General features: G+C 41.2%; 18 protein-coding genes. 10 read left to right on the top strand and 8 right to left on the bottom strand.

The genetic code is table 11. The annotated features are described in order from the left end of the window. Positions 1-16: 16 nt before the first annotated feature. The gene (locus H8B06_RS07330; RefSeq protein WP_190993635.1) at positions 17-637 is read right to left on the bottom strand and encodes a fibronectin type III domain-containing protein; all 621 of its coding nucleotides are present in this window, start codon (positions 635-637) and stop codon (positions 17-19) included. 186 nt (positions 638-823) lie between these two features. On the opposite strand from H8B06_RS07330, the gene H8B06_RS07325 reads away from it, so the two are divergent. Beyond that, positions 824-1216 carry a hypothetical protein gene (locus H8B06_RS07325; protein ID WP_190993634.1) on the top strand — a complete coding sequence of 131 codons (393 nt, stop codon included), beginning with the start codon at positions 824-826 and terminating at the stop codon, positions 1214-1216. An 18-nt stretch (positions 1217-1234) separates the two neighbouring features. Here the strand turns inward: H8B06_RS07325 and H8B06_RS07320 are convergent, their stop codons facing one another. The 5 genes from H8B06_RS07320 to fabG form a co-directional block, all read right to left on the bottom strand. Next, positions 1235-2239: a helix-turn-helix domain-containing protein gene (locus tag H8B06_RS07320; RefSeq protein ID WP_190993633.1), complete on the bottom strand. Its 1005-nt coding sequence runs from the start codon at positions 2237-2239 to the stop codon at positions 1235-1237. Between the two features lie 163 nt (positions 2240-2402). Continuing rightward, on the bottom strand, positions 2403-3371 hold the full coding sequence (locus tag H8B06_RS07315; protein ID WP_190993705.1) for an ABC transporter permease: 969 nt from the start codon (positions 3369-3371) through the stop codon (positions 2403-2405). Continuing rightward, a complete protein-coding gene (locus H8B06_RS07310; protein WP_223857520.1) occupies positions 3358-4329 on the bottom strand; it encodes an ABC transporter ATP-binding protein in 972 nt (323 codons plus the stop codon). The genes H8B06_RS07315 and H8B06_RS07310 overlap by 14 nt, the downstream gene beginning before the upstream one ends. Then, entirely contained in the window at positions 4316-5404 is a 1089-nt protein-coding gene (locus H8B06_RS07305; RefSeq protein ID WP_223857519.1) for a COG1470 family protein, read from the bottom strand. The genes H8B06_RS07310 and H8B06_RS07305 overlap by 14 nt, the downstream gene beginning before the upstream one ends. A gap of 184 nt (positions 5405-5588) precedes the next feature. Then, positions 5589-6332 (bottom strand): 3-oxoacyl-[acyl-carrier-protein] reductase, encoded by a 744-nt coding sequence (fabG, locus tag H8B06_RS07300; protein WP_190993631.1) that lies wholly within the window; start codon positions 6330-6332, stop codon positions 5589-5591. Between the two features lie 319 nt (positions 6333-6651). Here fabG and H8B06_RS07295 point away from each other — a divergent pair, with 319 nt between their 5' ends. The 5 genes from H8B06_RS07295 (at position 6652) to H8B06_RS07275 (ending at position 11972) form a co-directional block, all read left to right on the top strand. Beyond that, positions 6652-7176, top strand: coding sequence for a DUF4168 domain-containing protein (locus tag H8B06_RS07295; RefSeq protein ID WP_190993630.1), 525 nt, complete (start codon positions 6652-6654; stop codon positions 7174-7176). A gap of 254 nt (positions 7177-7430) precedes the next feature. Next, positions 7431-8924: a malate:quinone oxidoreductase gene (locus H8B06_RS07290; RefSeq protein ID WP_190993629.1), complete on the top strand. Its 1494-nt coding sequence runs from the start codon at positions 7431-7433 to the stop codon at positions 8922-8924. 135 nt (positions 8925-9059) lie between these two features. After that, positions 9060-9671: a nicotinamide riboside transporter PnuC gene (gene pnuC, locus H8B06_RS07285; RefSeq protein WP_190993628.1), complete on the top strand. Its 612-nt coding sequence runs from the start codon at positions 9060-9062 to the stop codon at positions 9669-9671. Positions 9672-9675: 4 nt separating this feature from the next. After that, positions 9676-10740: an acyl-CoA dehydrogenase family protein gene (locus tag H8B06_RS07280; protein ID WP_190993627.1), complete on the top strand. Its 1065-nt coding sequence runs from the start codon at positions 9676-9678 to the stop codon at positions 10738-10740. A 101-nt stretch (positions 10741-10841) separates the two neighbouring features. After that, entirely contained in the window at positions 10842-11972 is a 1131-nt protein-coding gene (locus H8B06_RS07275; RefSeq protein WP_223857518.1) for an aldo/keto reductase, read from the top strand. 16 nt (positions 11973-11988) lie between these two features. Here the strand turns inward: H8B06_RS07275 and H8B06_RS07270 are convergent, their stop codons facing one another. Continuing rightward, positions 11989-13725, bottom strand: a complete 1737-nt coding sequence (locus H8B06_RS07270) for a thiamine pyrophosphate-dependent enzyme (RefSeq protein ID WP_190993626.1) — start codon at positions 13723-13725, stop codon at positions 11989-11991. Between the two features lie 177 nt (positions 13726-13902). Here H8B06_RS07270 and H8B06_RS07265 point away from each other — a divergent pair, with 177 nt between their 5' ends. The 4 genes from H8B06_RS07265 to H8B06_RS07250 all read left to right on the top strand — a co-directional run bounded on the left by H8B06_RS07265 (position 13903) and on the right by H8B06_RS07250 (position 18808). Further along, positions 13903-14715, top strand: coding sequence for a hypothetical protein (locus tag H8B06_RS07265; protein ID WP_130141150.1), 813 nt, complete (start codon positions 13903-13905; stop codon positions 14713-14715). A gap of 10 nt (positions 14716-14725) precedes the next feature. Beyond that, positions 14726-15496: a methyltransferase domain-containing protein gene (locus tag H8B06_RS07260; RefSeq protein WP_190993625.1), complete on the top strand. Its 771-nt coding sequence runs from the start codon at positions 14726-14728 to the stop codon at positions 15494-15496. 1 nt (position 15497) lies between these two features. Further along, complete coding sequence (locus H8B06_RS20805) at positions 15498-17660, top strand: sensor histidine kinase (RefSeq protein WP_190993624.1); 2163 nt, start codon at positions 15498-15500, stop codon at positions 17658-17660. Positions 17661-17722: 62 nt separating this feature from the next. Next, positions 17723-18808, top strand: a complete 1086-nt coding sequence (locus H8B06_RS07250) for a sensor histidine kinase (protein ID WP_190993623.1) — start codon at positions 17723-17725, stop codon at positions 18806-18808. A gap of 28 nt (positions 18809-18836) precedes the next feature. Here the strand turns inward: H8B06_RS07250 and H8B06_RS07245 are convergent, their stop codons facing one another. Beyond that, positions 18837-19307: a response regulator gene (locus H8B06_RS07245; protein WP_130140595.1), complete on the bottom strand. Its 471-nt coding sequence runs from the start codon at positions 19305-19307 to the stop codon at positions 18837-18839. Positions 19308-19423 lie beyond the last annotated feature (116 nt).

The raw sequence follows: 19423 nt of genomic DNA, 5'->3' as shown, positions 1-19423 counted from the left end.
ATACCTTATTTACGTACTAAACTACGAAACAACGTACCGTTTCGCTGTAATTGGGCCTAGGATCGGTACCCAGATAAGTCACACGGAACTCATACTCTTGTCGTTCTTCCAGACCCTCGATCACGGTTCTGGATTTGGTGCTTAAAATAGGTGTCCATCCATTCATGCTTTCGGCCTTACGAAATTCAAATTGATAAAACCTTGCCGGTTTCCAGGGATCGACACGAAGATTTACCGAGTTTGTACCGGTGTGTTTCACTTCGGCTCTTAAGTCGTTCGCTTTGGGCGACATACCGATTGCCGGCTGTACGGTACTTCTGTTGGGTACAAATCCCGAAGCCAAAATAAGGTTCGGATCGCCATTGGCTACTGTTTCCACATAGAGCGAATAGCGGTAAAGCACCTGTTTCAGTACCTCTGCCTGTTGATTTTTGATGACCACCTGCCGCATATCGCGGTAAGCAGATTCGGTTAGACCATTTCTGTAGGCTGCTATTGCGGCTTCCAGTTCGATAATAGTTTCTGCAGCATCTGTGAAAAGATCCGCATTGTCTTTGGATTTTTGGAGTACGTTTTCTGCGTACGTCAACAGCTTTGTCGCTGTTCCAATTTTTGAAGATAAAGTTGGCTTTGCCATAGTCATAAAAATTAAAGTGTTAAAAAATTATTGTTTACAGCGTCAAATATAGAACAGGTGCTCAGTGAACTTGGGGTCTGTGTGTGCAAACTTTTCCGCACAGGTGCACTTTTTGCTTGCACAAATAGTCACCTTGAGGCAAAATCCGTTCAAAATATTTGTTTAAAGCTTTAAACGGCTGTTTTTATGGTAAGTATATACTTACTGTTAAGTATACCTGATGAAGCAAAAGTTATACTTGATGAGATAAAAGTAATACCTAGTGAGACAAAAAGTATACAGCATGCGTTAAATGGAATACTTGAAGCAGCAACGCATATACCTGATGTTCTTACTGGTATTCGTGATACCGTAAAAAGTAGATGCAATCGGCTAACGGGTATACCTTTCGTGATAACGTTTGTTCCCCATGCGATAAACAGTATACGTTCTGGTTGGGGAGATATACACGACGAAGGAACAGTTGTTCTTTGCGACTTAGCGTATATACGTGATGTGATAAATAGTATACCGGACAGAACAGAAGATATACATAACGGTTGGATAGGTATATCGAATGTGATAATCAGTAAGCTTTAACCCGGGATCTGCGACGATTTATCGCTTATATTTAAAGGAAATATTGCCCTGAATAGCGATGCGGTATTCGTTTGGCCCCTTGCCAAACCGCTTTTTGAATAGGCGGCTGAAATGTTTGTCAGAAGAAAAATGACAGACGAAGGCGATGCTCGCGATCGTTTCCTGCGAATCTGTCAGGATATTGCGCGCGAGTACAAGGCGCAGTTCCTGCACATAGCCCATGACAGAAAAGCGTCTGTTTTCAAAACTACTGTACAATTTCCGTACGCTGACATGCATAGCGTTTGCAATCATCTTGACACAGAGTTCCTCTTCCCGAAAATTTTCCCGGATATAATTTGTCGCTTTATGGTACAATGTAATTAATGTGTCTTCTTGCGGCTTCTCGGGAGCTTTCAACTCCTGGAAAACGAGGTTGAACAAACGCAAATTCCAAGCGGCCAAGCGGAAGGAAAGACTGAAAGAGCGGAATTCAAAGCGACGCAGGGAATCCAACGCTGCCATTAATTTGGCTTGAATAGCGGTCTGACCGACTAATTGTTTATGTTCCATTCCATCCGTCGTTTCGAGCTTGCCTATATCTTGCAGTAATGGATACTCGGCAGCTAGGTCGGGCCAATGGTGTTCAGCGATACCAAGCAGGAAGAACCAATTCTTGCCGGGGTCTAACGAAAGAGCTTTTGTGCGGTTCGGTGCGTAATAGCAATAGACGATACCGTCTTTTACATAAAGGGTAGGTGTTATCTCGATTTTTCCGCTACCTAAAAGTTGAATGAGGATCCACAGATAGTTGTCTTTTGTTTCGATTTTAAATGGGTAGGGTTGGTCGGTAAGGGCATGCTTAAATTCAAACCAGCAAAAATCACGATTGTGGTATTTTCTGTAATGGTTTTGCGAAGCTTGATCTATGTGTATCGTAAGAGGCGATTCTTCTTGCGATATCGTATCCGAAGGAGGTAAAAAAGAGAGGTAACCATTGTATTTTTTAGTTTCGACGTTTTTTCTTGCTGAAGAATCGATCATGCACGTATACGTTTTTCAATTGTTCGTTTTGCGTTCGTTGCTTATAGTTGTTAAGTAAGTTTTCTTGGCTTATTATTTCCTAATATAGAGAATATATTTTATTTTTAGAGTAGGTAAACGAAAATTATAAACTTTTTATAGCAAAGGGGGAGATTCCCCCTTTTTAGCACCGAATTTCCTTACGCATGAAAAAATAATAAGAAGCCGCAAAACACACAATAGTACAGGCGATCAACGCTACCATCTGCGACCAGGCCACTTTAATACTTTCCCAGATAGGCAGCGGTGATGGAATGGCTCCCTGCAATTGCTCCATGTGCAAAGGACCAAGACTTCTGATGGATGGCATGAGCAACATATTGGTGCCATCGCTATAGAGCTGGCTAGGCGCAAAGCGCATGAGTGTCAGCATAAAATGTTGATATTGCATGATTTCGGCCTCCGAAGCATACGGATTCGGTTGTACCGCTTTTGCTACGATATTGATAATGATCGGATAGAACACCGTGAAGAACAACCAAATCGCAATGGCTACTAAAGCAGATGTTGCGGTGTGTCTAAAACGAACTGAAAACAGGATAGATAAATTGAGCCAAAAAGCAACATATACGATGGTTAACAGCGTGAAGAGGAAAAGCCTGTTGCATTCCATAAGGGTTGGTGGAAAACCGACCAGTAACGTTGCCGTCCCTATGGTTAGAAGAACAAGGGAAGTAAATAAAACACCTATCACCGTTAACGCACCAATAAATTTAGCGTTGAGGAAATAATCCCGGTGGATAGGTTGTGACAGGATGCGACCCAAGGTACGTCCGTTAAATTCGGAGTTGACAGCGTCAAACCCCAAACAGATACCGAGCAAAGGCCCCAAAAAACCAACGAATAGATGGAACGATGGCATCGTACCATCAGATGTGGTAAAAATCTTGAGGAAGAAAAATGCTGCATCCGGATCGTTCGGACCAGGCGCCGTGTTTTTCAATGCCTGCAAAGCCGTGTATAAAGAGGCTACACACGTCAACAGGATGATAGCCAACAGGATAATAAATTTCCAGCTTCGAATATGATCAGCAATTTCTTTCTTCACTAAAATGGAGAAAGCATACAGATTATTATTTTTATTTAGCGTCATTTGTAGACCCTCCTTCGAAATAATGTGCATAAATATCTTCTATACCATAGGTGCGCTGCTGCAGCTGTATTATATTAATATCGTGTTCAACCAGCTTCTTGGCTAGATGATGTACGATGATTTCATCGGCATCGATATGGAACAGATCATTTTGTTGTTCGATTGTCTTGACATCTTGCGTCTCTTCCAAAATCTCGCGGGCTCTTTGTGTATCCGTTTGATGTACTTTGAGTTGGATATGACGTGGTTTGTCTTGAAACAGGCGTGAAGCTAAATCTTGAATAGGACCGTCGGCAACCAATCTACCTTGGATAAACAAGCCAACCCGATCACAAATCTGTTGTACTTGATAAAGCTGATGGCTGGATAGCAAGACCGTCAGCTTCTCTTCACGGCTCAAACGCAATATCAACGAAGTAAAATCTTTGACGCCCATGGGATCTAAACCTAATGTAGGTTCGTCTAGAATTAATACTTTAGGGTCTTTGATCAAACTGTCTGCTAAGCCGAGGCGTTGCCGCATCCCTCTGGAAAATTTACCTACTTTTTTTCCAGCAACGTCTTGAAGCCCCACTTTTTCCAATAAGGAAAGGGAACGTCGTTTAGCTTCCGTATAAGAAATTCCATTCAATTGTGCTGTCAAGATTAAATTTTCGAGTGCAGTCCAACTCTCATAAAAGCCGATATTGTCGGGTAGATATCCTACCAAGTGCTTGACGGCGATGGGTGATCGTACGGGATCGGTACCGCAAACTTCTATTTCGCCTGATGTTGGTTCACTTAGACCGAGAAGCATCAAGATCGTGGTCGATTTTCCGGCGCCGTTTGGTCCCAGTAAACCAAAAATCTCACCGGTGGCTATTTCGAGATCCAGATGATCTACTGCCGTGAAGTCCCCATACTTTTTCGTCAATTGCCGTACACGAATAATAGGGTTATCCATTTTATCTCCTTCCATATTTGCGGATCAAAAAATACACGAGTGCCACGGCGATAGCGATAATAAAAATACCCACCCATCCCCATAATAATGAAGTTTCAACGGTTACGCGGAATTTAACACTGTCGCTTGTTTCGTTATTTTTTACATCCAATGTAATTTGGTAATCGCCGGCAACGGCTTTCTTAGCGGGTTTAATGATCGCCGTAACGGTTTGGCTCTCGCCGGCTTTAAGGCTGCTGATCCGGCTAGGCTCAAAATGAGCTTCCCATTGCGAAGGAGCGGAGGCATGGAGATTGATTTGATTCAGATCGGAACTACCGTTATTTTTAACCAGAAATTGGATCGATTTGTTTCGGTTGGCCGTTGCGGTTGTACTCAATAACCCTTCCGGCGTGGTCAGTTGTATTCCGTAAGAACCAGTAATGACGACTTCCAAAGAAAGATCCGATTGATTGAGTGGACTTTGAGCAAATAATGGAATTGTATATTTTCCTTTTTTAATGTTTTCCGGAGGAAGGATTTCGATTAAGATATCTTTTCGTTGGTTACCTTCTATATTAACCGAGGATACCTGCTTTCCGTCTACTTTGAATGTCGCTCCCCATCCCGGTTGGAGATTGGCACCCAAGCGATACACCTGTGCATCCGAAGAACGGTTTAACAGAGAAGCATTGAAGGTAAAAGTTGATTTTGCTGAACCCTCCATATTTGTTTGCGGACTGTTGAATTCAGATGATGATTTCCCATCTGTGGTGACATCCACGGTTAGTGGTAAGGATGATTCGCCTTGTGCAACCAGTCGGAATCGATACTGCCCTTTCTCTATTTTAGACGGTACGATAACTTTTAGATTAAGGGATTTCCGTTCTTTGGGTAAAACGGAGATTTCTTCTGCACTGTAGTTTCCAGATTTCATTTCATAATCCCAGTCTTTTGGGAAGTTTTGCAGACTGATTCTTCCGTTCCGTGTAACTGAGCTATTGTTGATCAGTTCTACATTGTAGTCAATGACTTCTCCCGGAGATACTGAAATCTTCGGATAGGTCGTGTACAGTTGCAAATGTTGAGCAAAGGCAATGTTAGATGCCAAAATTATGCCCAATAAACAGATTATTCGACTTTTTAGCATAAAGTAAAAATTTTAAAAAGAGTTGGTTTTATTAATTATCGGCATAAAAATAAAAAGCCCTCGACATTCCTGTCAAGGGCTTTAACATTTTTTTACAATTCTTATAATTCGTAATCCGGAATAGATTGTCTTCGGTGAGCACTTACTAAAGCATTCCGCCATCAACGGGTAGAACCTGCCCATTGATGTAGGTAGATAAATCAGACGCTAAAAATAAGCAAGCATTCGCAATATCTTCTGTTTCGCCGGCACGTTTTAATGGGATATTTGCCTCCCAGCCTGCAACAACTTTTGGATCAAGCACATCTGTCATTTCTGTACGGATAAATCCGGGAGCAATTACATTGGTACGAATATTCCGGGATCCCAGTTCTTTTGCGACAGATTTCGAGAAACCGATAATGCCCGCTTTAGAGGCTGCATAGTTTGCTTGTCCGGCATTTCCCTGCACACCGACCACCGAACTCATGTTGATAAACGAACCTTTACGGTTTTTCATCATAATTTTCGAGGCGGCTTTGGTCACATTGAAAATGGATTTTAAATTGATGTTGATGACATCATCCCAATTTTCTTCCGTCATACGCATTAACAGGCCGTCTTTTGTAATCCCTGCGTTGTTGACAACGACGTCGATTGTTCCAAATTCAGCGACAATATCTTCGATTAATTTTTCTGCTTGGTCAAATTTTGAAGCGTCGGAGCGAAAACCCTTTGCCCGTGCACCAAAAGCCTGTAATTCTTTTTCTAGCGCTTCTCCCTTTTCTACAGAAGATAAATAAGTAAACGCAACGTTTGCTCCCTGTTGCGCAAAAACTTCAGCGATTTTTCTGCCGATGCCTTTTGATGCTCCCGTAACTAGAGCTGTTTTGCCTTCTAATAATTTCATCTCATTATTTTTTGTTAAATTTTAATTCCACTGTTCAATATTCAACAAAGATGTTAAATATCCTGAGGTATCGCAATTTTTATAATATTATAACCCCAAGAATTTCATAAAGTCCGTATGATTGACGACGGATGTTTTGTGACTGGGGTATGCGGCTCCATCGGCTGTACGCAAAATAGCGATTGAGGTAATTACAAAATATTATCGCTTATCGCACATTCCCTAAAAGATGTTAAATACGTGCAGCTCGTCAGTACCGTGGCTTATTTTTTGTGTATTCGTTATAGATAATTGAAATTTTAACGAAATACGAGTGAAGATGAATTTAAACACATTTATGATGCAGAAACTGAAAGTAATGTTATTAGCCGTTGTGATGATAGGTAGCTTAGGCGCTATGGCGCAAGCTCCGGATGCCGCGCAGACACCAAAATTGAAAGAAGATTTCAAAAAAGACGAACTAGTATCATTCGTGAAAGCAAGCTCTAACGTGGAGGCTATACAGATGAGCGTACAGCAGGATATGGCCAAAGCGATTAAAGACGAAGGAATGACGGTGCAGAAATTCAATGAGATGGCACAGGCGCAGCAAGCTTCTGAAGAGGGGCTGTCGGCCGAAAGCGCCGAAGACCAGCAGATGTTTGCTAAAGCTTCAGAGAAAATTATAGCTATCCAGCAAGAGATCGGAGGCGATATCGAGGCTGCGATAGAAAAAGAGGGATTAGATGTTCAAAAATTTGAGCAGATTGTATATGCTTATCAAAATAGTGAAAAGATAAAAGGTGAGTTAGATGGTGTTGTGTTAGAATTACAACAGGAACAAAGTACGCAACCTCAGCCATAAGATTTACCAGTCAACAACACGAACATCACAAAGCCCGTGAATATCAAATATTCATGGGCTTTTTTATTAAGCAGTAGATTATCACGCTCATGATCTTACAAAGCTCTAGAAATCGAACCGGAATATTCTCCGCGGCACTTTAATTACCCTATTATCTCTACTTTAAAAAAATATCAACAATAATGAAAGAATTTTGACATTTTCATTCGGTTATAACCGATTTGAATGTTAATTTTGTACGCAATTTTGAAACTATGGGTAAAAAAGCTAAAAAATCTGAAGTCGATGTCGTATTGATTGGTGCAGGTATTATGAGCGCTACATTGGGAACCTTAATCAATGAGTTAAGTCCTGACATCAATATCGAAATCATCGAGCGGTTGGACGTTGTCGCGGCCGAAAGTTCAGATGCCTGGAATAATGCCGGTACAGGACATTCCGCTTTATGTGAGTTAAATTATACGCCAGAACAACCCGATGGCAGTGTTAAAATAGATAAAGCAATTAATATTGCGGAGCAATTTGAGATTTCTAAACAATTTTGGGCTTATTTAGTTGAAAAGGGTATCTTAAAAAATCCTACTGAATTCATCCGCCAAGTACCACACATGAGTGCCGTGTTCGGCGAAAAGGATGTTCAGTTTCTGAACACGCGTTATAAGGCGATGGAAAAAGAAAACTTATTCAAGGGAATGGTGTATACAGAAGATAAAGCTGTATTACGAGATTGGATTCCCTTGATGATGGAAAATCGTGCCGATGACGAGGTGATGGCTGCTACGCGTATGGAGATTGGGACTGACGTGAACTTCGGTGCGTTGACGCGTGATTTGGTTCGCCATCTGCAAACAAAAGATAATATTAACCTTTCCCTCAATCAGGAAGTACGTGATATCGAACGTGAAGACGATGGACGTTGGGAAGTGGAAACCAAGGACTTGAACACCGGCGAAAAGCGAAAAATAAAAGCAAGATTCGTCTTTATTGGTGCGGGAGGTCGCTCACTGCTTCTTCTGGAAAAATCTGGTATTCCGGAAGCAAAGGGATATGGTGGATTCCCCGTTGGCGGACAATGGTTGCGTTGTACCAACAAGGAAATTATTGAAAAACATCATGCTAAAGTATACGGAAAGGCTTCGGTAGGTGCGCCTCCAATGTCTGTTCCGCACTTAGATACACGGTATATTGATGGTGAACAGGCTTTGTTATTTGGTCCATATGCAGGTTTTTCGACGAAGTTTTTAAAGAAAGGTTCGTATTTTGATCTGCCGGCTTCTATTAAACTATCGAATATCAAACCGATGATTTCTGCGGGTTTACATAATCTGGATTTGACAAAATATCTGATTACTGAGGTAATGAAAAGCCCGTCGGATAAGTTGGATTCCTTAAAGCAATTTATGCCAACGGCAAAATTGGATGATTGGAAAGTAGAAGTTGCCGGACAACGCGTACAGGTCATCAAAAAAGACCCGAAACACGGCGGCATCTTAGAATTTGGTACAGAGGTCGTATCCAGTGCTGATGGTTCTATAGCTGCTTTACTGGGTGCATCCCCGGGAGCTTCCACATCTGTGCCTATTATGATCAATCTGCTTAAACGTTGTTTTCCGGAAAGAGCAAAATCAGACGAATACCGCAAAAAGCTTCGTGAACTTATCCCGTCATGGGGTAAAAGCTTGAACAATGATCCGGCCTTGTGCGAAGAGGTTAGACGTCGCTCAAAAGAAGCTTTGCAATTAGCGTAAGCTGAAAACATAATTTATGGGGTGCTTTCAAGTGATTCATGAATCACTTGACTTACAAGGCTGAGAATATACCCGATCCCGTTATTTTTCGGGACGAACCTGATCCAGGTAATGCTGGCGTAGGAAGGATAGCATATGCAGATAGCTGAGTTTATTGAACAAATACAAAACGGTTTTCTTCAAACCTCATGGTTAGAGCGGCTTGCGGTGCTTTTTGGCATTGTACAGGTGCTGCTATCCCGTAAAAACAAAATATCTAATTATTTCTTTGGTATCATCGGCATTTGCCTGACTATTTCTGTGCTATATCATGCGAGACTCTACGCCGAGATTTTACTGAATGCGTATTATCTGATTATGAGTGTTTATGGTTTATGGTATTGGAAATTTCGAAACCAAAGTCAGCAACAGGTTTCTATTACTCGGTGTAGTAAACAAGACTGGTCTGTTGTTGCTGGGATTGTCATAGGTGGCTACGTTCTCCTGTTCGTTTTTTTGACATACTTTACCGATTCTGATGTACCCATAATGGACGCGTTTGTGTCCAGTACCGCGTGGGCAGGAATGTGGCTGCTTGCTAAACGTAAAATCGAAAACTGGATATTATTGAACATAAGTAACTTTGTAGCCATCCCGTTGTTGTTCCACAAAGAATTATATCTTTTTGCCTGTTTAACCATATTCCTGTTTATCGTCGCTATATCCGGCTATATCAAATGGAAGAAAATAATGTCTACTCAATTTTAATAGCATGATGCTTCATACCGATATCCGATACATTATTAGAGATAACGTACACGCCAGCATCGAAAGAAAGGCGTTGACGCCTGAATTGCTGGAATTGATATATCAGCAAAATTGGTTTAACTTATGGGTGCCTCATGTTTATGGAGGATTAAATGCTGCATTGAAAGAAGGTTGCCAATTATTGGAGGAATTGGCATACGTCGATGGTGGATTCGGATGGACGGTAACCCTCTGTGCCGGTGCTAATATGTTCGCGGGATTTATTGACCCTACATTAGCAGAAATAGTTTTTAAGCAAGCTAAAGTGTGCTGGGGCGGAAGTGGTCAGCCTTCCGGAAGGGCCGATAAAGTCGGCGGCAGCTTTATGATCAGTGGAACATGGAAATACGCTACGGGCGCCCCTCATTTAACGCATTTTACCTTGAACGCTTGGGTATACGAAGACGGAGAACCGGTCTTCGATGCAAACGGAAATCCGATCTATCATTCTTTTTTTGTAGATCGGAACGATGTACTTATACACTACGATTGGGCTACCTTTGGATTAGAATGTACAGCAAGCCATAGTTTCTCTATTAACGAATTGACAGTTTCTAAAGAACGCGCATTTGACCTACGTCCCGAAAGCCGTACAAGTCATGAACCTGTCTTTTATTACCCGTTTATGACCTTCGCCGAATGCACATTAGCCGTGAATTATGTCGGCATGTTTCGACGTTTTCTTGACCTGTTCGAAAAACAACTTCTTGTGAAGTCTTCCGATCCGGAATGGGCGACGGAGAAAGGAAAAACATTATTTAAAAAAATCGATGTTGTAAGAAGTGCCTTTGAAAAGAAACGTGATCGTTTTTATGAACTCATAGACGAAACATGGGATAAGATAGAGCCGGATGCAATACTATTGTCTGAAATAGCTAATTTAAGTAGGGAGCTTGTGCGTGATATTCGAATAGGAACAGTGGATTTGTTTCCTTATGCTGGCATTGCCGGCGCACAGCGTGATAACGAGTTGAATATTGTTTTTCGTCATATTTTCACGGCTTCGCAACACGCTTTATTAAATATTTAGTCTTCTACATTTCGCATATAGAAATTATCAAAACAACCTTTTCCCGTGTTTGTTCTTTAATTGATAGGTGGGGTAAAGATAAATAGTGACGAAATAGCTATATGATGCAAAGACGGACATTTTTAAAGCATACAGGTTTGGCAACAGCCGGAATGGCAGCTTCTGCACTGCTCCCTGTATTTGCGACAGATTTAGGTATTAATAGTAAGAATAAGACAATGGAACAAGTTCAAAATTCAGGATATCATAAACGATTTAGACCGAACAGTAAAGTAGGATTTGGTGGAGTAGCATTGGGAAATGGCTTTAATGTCAATCCCGATGTGGAGTGTTTGCAATCCATGGAAGCGGCGTGGGATGCTGGCGTTCGTTATTTCGACACCTCGCCGTGGTATGGATTAGGTATAAGCGAACGCAGAATGGGTTTGTTCTTGAAGGACAAACAAAGAGAAGACTATGTAATTTCTACCAAAATCGGACGAATCCTGCATCCGCATGATGACTTTAAATTGGAAGAGAACTGGAAAGGGCAATTGAATTTTTCCTATGAATACGACTATACGGCTGCGGGTGTCCGCAGAAGTGTGGAAGCTAGTTTGCAACGCTTAGGTATCGGCTCTTTGGATATTGTCTTTATCCATGATCTGTCTCCCGACAATGGCGATATGAAAGATGATTGGTTAACATATTTCGAAATAGCCGCCCGAGGTGCCATGCCGGAATTGACAAAGATGCGGGAAGAAGGACTAATTAAAGGATGGGGATTGGGGGTCAATATGATTGAGCCTATTTTGAAAACAATCGAAGTTGCCGATCCCGATATCTTTCTTTCAGCTTGCCAATATTCCCTTATTCATCATCGGGATGATTTAAACCAAGTATTTCCGAAAGCCGTAGAGCGCGATATTTCAATTGTAGTAGGCGCTCCGCTTTGCGCGGGATTTCTGGCCGGTAAAGATCGTTACCTATATAGCGGTGATTTTCCGGCTGGGGTAAAAGAAAAGCTTGCTGCTTTGCAACGCGTAGCAGATAATCATCGGGTAGATTTACGTACAGCAGCATTACAGTTTGCCGCTGCTCCAGAGGTTGTCTCCGCTGTTATTCCAGGCGCACATACCGTTCAGCAAGCCCAAGAAAATGCGGCATCTTTTGAAGAAAAGATATCGGCCGCTTTTTGGGAGGAGTTGAAACAGGAAAGATTGATCGAAGAAAATGCGCCTGTACCGAAATAGGTAATAGGCGCACTATCTAAAAGACATCTTTAAGGTGTTTATAGTTACTTTTAATGATATTGGCAACATCTTTAAAATCACCATGGAGCATCATTTTACCCATGGAAGAAGCCATTCCTTTCAACTGTTCAAATTCTATTTTTGGAGGCATAGCGAGTGAATCGGGGTTAGTGTATACATGAATCAAAGCAGGCCCGTTAATAGTGAATGCATGCTGTAATGTTCTTTCCACGTCATCGGGTGAATCTATAGTAAAGCTATGCATCCCCATGGCATCACCTATTTTAGCGAAATCAGGGTTGTACATATCGGTTTCGCCATCGGGCAATCCCTCTACTTGCATTTCCAATCTTACCATGCCTAATGATCGGTTATCGAATACGACAATTTTTATTGGCAGTTTATATTGCACGACGGTAGCCAGATCGCCCATCATCATGGATAGCCCACCGTCACCACAAAGTGCAATAACCTGTTGAGCGGGTCTGGCTAAAGCAGCTCCTATCGCATGTGGCAAGGCATTAGCCATCGATCCGTGTGTAAACGACCCTAATAATACCCGTTTCCCGGTTGCGTGTAAGTATCGCGCTCCCCACACACAACACATTCCGGTATCTACGGTGAAAATAGTGTCGTCATCTGCTAACCGATTAATGGTGTCCGTCAAAAACTCAGGCGATATGGCATGGTGCTTTCCTGTATCTTCTACGTAGGTTCGAAGCGATTTTTTAACATCTTTATATTTCTCCAATTGTTTTTGTAGGAATGCATCATCCTTTTTTTCTTCAACTAAAGGGAGTAGTGCTTCCAACGTGTCTTTTATGTTTCCGGCTAAACCTAATGATACCTTAGCCTTCCGTCCGAGACGCTCTGCGCGTTTGTCCACTTGTATAATTTCGAGATCATCTGGCATAAATTCCTTATAAGGAAAATCTGTTCCCAATAGCAACAACAGCTCGGAATGATGCATGGCATAAAAAGCGGAAGGTAACCCAAGTAAGCCGGTCATGCCTACCTCAAACGGATTGTCATACTGTATGCCCATCTTGCCTCGAAAGGAATAAGCCACCGGTGATTTTAGCAGGCCTGCCAAGGTGATGATTTCTTGATGTGCTTCTGTTGCACCAAATCCACAAAAAATAGTGATTTTAGACGCTTTATTTAAGCGTTCGGCAAGTTCGCGAAGCTCACTGTCCGAAGGTCGGAAAATAGGCTGTTGTTTAAGTAAATAGGGAGAGGTGCTACTTTCTTCGGCTTTTTCCTTCGTGAGATCCCCTGGAAGTCCCAAAACGGCTACTTCTCCATTGGTATGGGCATATTGTAAGGCCGCCTGCAACATACGGGGAAGTTGTTTCGGCGTGGTGGCGATCTCGTTATAGCCACTGCAATCGGCAAAAAGCTTTATCGTGTTGGTTTCTTGAAAATAGCCTGTGCCAAATTCTTCCGTTGCACAGGTTGAAGCGATCGCTAATACAGGCACATTGTTTCGTTGTGCCTCATACAGCCCGTTAATAAGATGTACATGTCCGGGACCGCTGCTTCCTGCACAACAGGCAATTCCATTGAGCTCCGCTTCTGCAGCAGCGGCAAATGCACCGGTCTCTTCATGCCTTACGTGTATCCATTCGATATCACTAGATCGGCGGACGGCGTCATTTACTTCATTTAGGCTATCGCCGGCAACGGCATAAATACGTTTAATGCCCGCCTGCGCGATTGTTTCTACGAGTTGGTCTGCTATAAGTTTTGCCATAGTATTTCTGTAAAAGGGTTGACTATAAAACACGATTTGCAGCAAATGGTTTTTTTCTAAAAAGTGTCGTTGTAATTTTTTGTTCCCTATTTCTTATGGAAAAATGTCGCGGAATACATGTCATATACAAGACTTTTGAGTAGTTTTGTTAGTGTAGATAAAATTTTAACCTTTAACGTGGCATTAATATTTAAAGATGGACGCCCGGTAGTCCGACTCAGAGCATTCCGAGCTATTGATGATCCTAAAACGTGTGAACGTTTTATTGAAGGACATGAGCACGTATTGACGGCAATAGGCGTAAAGAAAGTAACCTCTTCAAAAAATGACTGGATGTATAATCCGGCTGCTTTCGTGTTAATTGTAGAATCTTTGGACGGAGAGCGTGTGTATGGTGGTGCGCGGATACATGTGTCTGGAGGTACGCAACCCTTGCCTATTGAGGAAGCAACGGGAAAAATGGATCCCAAAATTTTCGACCTGGTGTGGGAATATGCACAGGAAGGAACGGGTGAGGGTTGTGGCTTGTGGAATTCCCGGGAGATAGCCGGATATGGCATCGGAAGTATCTTTCTTACACGAGCAGCGATTGCTATTGCGCCTCGGATAGGCATAAAATCACTATTTGCACTTTGCGCACCCTATACTATAAATTTAACGAAAAGTGTGGGGTATCGTCAAGAAACCAGCGTGGGAAATAATGGTACTTTTTATTATCCGAAGCTCGATTTGGTGGCAACAACTATGATCTTGGACGATGTACAGCATCTACCGTTGGCATCGGAGATGGATAAAAATGCTATTATGGACTTAAGGGCACAAGGTGAGGTTATACGTATAGAAGAACTACGTTCTAAAGAAATTGAGATTCACTACAGTCTGCAGTTAGATAGTTTGAAAAATTGGGACATTAAAAAACTGATACAAGGCATGTCCCGTTACAATATCAATGATCAATCGTTTAACGACACGGAACCAAGTATATTCTGAAAATAAAACAATGGCTGAAAAACACTATAACATAGATTATTTATCGGAAACGATGAAGCTACTTCAGGGGGTCAAACATAAATCGTATACCTATTTTGAATCCACACCTGATGGGGGAACGATTGTTGACTTAGGGTGTGGAACGGGACAAGATTTATGCCATATGGCTCGTGCTTTCCAGGGGAACAATCTCCATTTTATCGGTATAGACCATGATCCAAAGATGATAAGTAAAGCGAAGGAGCTGATTGAAATATATAATAATGTAGAGTTCTTTGTGGGAGATGCTCTTCATCTTCCATTGGATGACGAGGCCGTTGGTGGGATACGTATGGAGCGATTAGTTCAGCATATTGCCAAACCCGTCGCACTTTTTAAGGAAGTATATCGTGTAGTGAAGATTGGCGGTAGGGCGGTGATCGTAGAATCTGACTGGAAAAGTATTTCGTTTTATAATGGAAATTTATCCGTGTCAGATAAGCTTAATAATTATCTATCAACAAAAAAAGTAAATAATGGAAAAGCAGCACAATCTTTAACAACCTATTTGAGAAACATAGGTTTTCGGGAAATTACGCTGGAAGTTACGCCTTTTGTCCTAAGCAGCTACAACGATGCATGTACTTATTTGTGGATCGATAAGATGATCGCGGAAATGTTGACGCTTGATTTGATTACGCAAGCCGAACATGACGATTTCGTGGCTGCACAGAAATATGCGGATGAACAAGGCTTTTTTTCTTGTAGTATGAATATAGTGGTGGTATCGGGTGTAAAATGATATGAATGTTCGGCTCTTTATTCTTTTTATACTATTTCCGTTAGGGATATTTGGTCAAATAAGATTAACAGATGATGTTACATTAGTTGGACTGGATTCCGGTCTTTATATCTTGAAGCCAGATCGACAGATAGGTGCGGAAGAGATCAGTTCGCTGCGTGACGAATTTATACACAGCCAAGTCGTAAATCCGAATCTTGGCTTGAGTCGTCACAACACTTGGGTGCGGTTTGAGGTAAAAAACGAGAGCCGACGGTCACGTTTTTTATTAAACGTTGCGTATCCGTTGTTAGATGATGTGGAACTTTATCAAGTGGACGCAATGGGGCGTTTAAATTCTATCGCCCATTTAGGAAGCTTTAAAAAATTTGCTGATCGACTTTATAAACATCCTAATTATGTCTTCGATGTGTATGTTCGTCCATTTGAATCGAAGGAATATTATCTGCGTGTTAGAAGTGCTGAACAAATTATCCTACCACTTTCGTTAGGTGTACAAGAGCATGTTTGGCAAGAAATACGTGTGACAGATATTTTATTGGGACTTTATTTAGGTGTTGTGCTCATCATGGCACTTTACAACTTTTTCTTGTTTCTTTCTGTCCGTGACTATTCGTATCTACATTATGTAATTTATGTCGTCTTTTTAGGCTTGACACAATGCGGTATTGCGGGATTTAACTTTCAATTCCTTTGGCCCAATAACCCCATGTGGGAAGAAATAAGTGTAATTCTTTTCGCATGTATCAGTGGGATCGCGGTACTCTTTTTTGCCGATCATTTCTTAAATCTCAAGAAAAATTCACGACTCTCGAGGTTAGCACTATTTGGTCTCTTTTTGTTGTTCGCTACAGGTTTTATCGCTACAATAGCAGGGTTTGAACGATTGGGGTTCCAAATCATGCAAATCGCAACAACGTTAGAAGCCGTGACGCTATTCGCGGTTTCCATGTATCTTCTCCTGAAAAGGTACCGACCAGCCGTATACTTTTTTATGGCCTGGGCGATCTTGTTGATAGGTGCATTAATTTTCCTTTTGAAAGACTATGGTGTTCTACCTTACACAACGTTTACGAGCAATTCCTTTAGACTGGCATCTATCATAGAAATGGCTTTACTTTCTTTTGCCCTAGCAGCGCGTATCAATATCTTGAAGAAGGAAAAGGACGCCTCTCAAGCACGGGAATTGGCAATTTTGCTTGAAAATGAGCGGCTAGTCCGTGAGCAAAATATACTTCTGGAGCAGAAAGTAGACGAGCGGACGCAAGAACTTACAGCTTCCAATGTGTCCCTTCAAGAAACATTACTCCATTTAAAAGAAACGCAATCGCAACTTGTAGAGGCAGAGAAGATGGCTTCGTTAGGTCAACTTACAGCTGGAGTCGCTCACGAAATTAATAACCCGATCAACTTTGTGACGTCCAACGTTGCTCCACTTAAACGGGACATAAAAATGATCTGGGATACATTGGATGAGGTGGAACGGATAGCTTTTTCTCCGAACTTGTCCGTCGAAGACAAGCAAGAGCGTATTCAGGCATACAAAGAAGATATCGATATTGTGTATTTGAAGACTGAAGTCGACTTTTTACTTAAAGGCATGCATGATGGTGCTCACCGAACGGCCGAAATCGTCAAGAGTTTGCGTATTTTCTCCCGAGTAGATGAAGGCAGCTTCAAATTTGTCGATATAAATGAAGGCTTAGAGTCGACTATGGTTATTTTGAATACACTAATCAAAGAAGGGATAGCCGTAGAGAAAAGATACGGAGATCTACCAAAAATAGAATGCGATGCAGGGAAGATGAACCAAGTATTCTTGAACATTTTAAATAATGCTATTTTCGCTATCAATCAGAAATTTGACAGCAAACCGGGTGGTCAGCTAAAAATCGAGACGGGTATTCATCAAGAACCTACAAATATTTATATTCGAATAGCTGATAACGGTGTTGGTATACCTGAAGATATTCGGGAAAAGATTTTTGAACCGTTTTTCACCACTAAAGACGTGGGTGAGGGGACTGGTTTGGGCATGTCCATTACGTACAATACGATTGCAAAGCATCACGGAAAAATTGAAGTCGAATCGGAAGAAGGCAAAGGAACAGTATTTACGATCATTATTCCCATTCAACAAAACTTTATTGAAAATAGCCGTTAATTGGTAGAATATCGCTAATTTCGTTGTTAGGGTTATTCCCTTTATTTTTACGCTACCAAATCATGCTAGAAGAAGCAAAAATATTATATATCGATGACGAAGTAAACAATTTGATTAGCTTTAAAGCTAACTTTCGGTATCGTTATGAGATTTTTACAGCCTTAGATACGACAGAAGGCTTACAGATTCTGCGTCAGCATCCGGATATACGTATCATCTTTTGTGATCAACGAATGCCGGGTGAATTGGGAACGGACTTTTTCAATCGTATAAAAAGCGATTTTAACCGACCAATTCGTATTTTGTTGACAGCTCATGCTGACATGGAAACGGTGATAGAGGCGATCAATAAGGGGCATATCTTCCGATTTGTCCGCAAACCTTGGATGGAAGAAGAGATTATTTCTGCTATTGAAGAAGCGAATAAATTTTATATTGCCACCTCCTTGCTGGATATCCGAAATGAGGAATTGGAAAAGGCCTACGACGAGCTGGATAAGTTTGCATACAGTGTAAGTCATGATCTTCGGGATCCGCTTACGGGCATTTTATCGGCTACCCAGTTGGCATCGACTTTAGATAGCATAGATGAAATACGCGAGTTGTTAGGCTTGATGGAAAGTTCTGTGTCGATGCTTGATGATTATATCAATAGTTTACGCGACTATTACCTGCTGCGAAGAGGAGAGCTTACTATTTCTCCGATTAATTTTAAAGAGCTTTCTGAAAATATCCGACAATTCTATAAGATATATACGCAGAATGATGAGACGATATTTAATATTACTGTTAGTCAGCAGGAGACTTTTCGAGGGGATAAAGCGGTGTTGGAATTAATTTTCCATAACCTGCTATCGAATGCCTTTAAATATCAAAAAAAGGATGCTAAAGTAAAAGAAGTCGATCTTTCTGTGGAAGTTACGGATGGTTATGCATTTATAGAAGTAAGTGATAAAGGCATTGGTATTTCTCCTCAAAATATACATAATATTTTTAAACTTTTCTTTAGAGATAGTGATCAGGCAGAGGGCATGGGCTTCGGTCTTTATAATGTACAGGGGGCTGTTTCAAAAATACAAGGTTCTATTGAGGTGGAATCGCAGCTTGGCGTAGGCACTTGTTTTAAAGTGAAAATCCCCAGTAAATAATTAAGGGATCTAAAAACAGATATCTGCGTTAGGAAAGTAACTTTTGGCGGAGTAAAAATTCTAATTGTTCGTTAGAAACCTCAAGTTTAGAATATGTTTCTAGTATCTTTTTCTTCTCCGCATAAATATCGTAAGCTCGTTGTATGGTTTCATCGAGCTCTTCTTCGCTCCAAGGTTTGTTGAGGTAGTGAAAAATCTTTCCCTTGTTGACAGCGTCAATGACAGCACTCATATCTGTATAACCCGTCAGTAGAATACGCATCGAATCGGGATTAATTTTAATGATCTCTTCCAGAAATTCTACTCCCGTCATTCCAGGCATACGTTGATCAGTAATGATGATGTCAATGGGTTTTGTTTTCACAATGTCTATGGCTTTTGCTCCACTAATAGCCGTATAAACTTTGTATTTTATCCGAAAAGTCGCCTTAAAAGAAATTAAGTTATTTTCCTCATCATCAACGTATAGTACAGATATTTTACCGCCTTTGTCTTCCATTTTTTGTCTTTTTACACAGAGAAAAATATATGTAAAATTAGCGAAAATATTGAATAATAAAAATGTCGGTATTCCATTTTTGTTACAACAGCGTTATTCGGGATGGTGTTCTCTAA

Origin of the sequence: Sphingobacterium micropteri (genome assembly GCF_014692515.1) — a bacterium.
GTDB lineage: Bacteria > Bacteroidota > Bacteroidia > Sphingobacteriales > Sphingobacteriaceae > Sphingobacterium > Sphingobacterium micropteri.
Note: the sequence above shows the minus strand (reverse complement) of the source record. Positions and strands in the feature narration are given on the sequence as shown.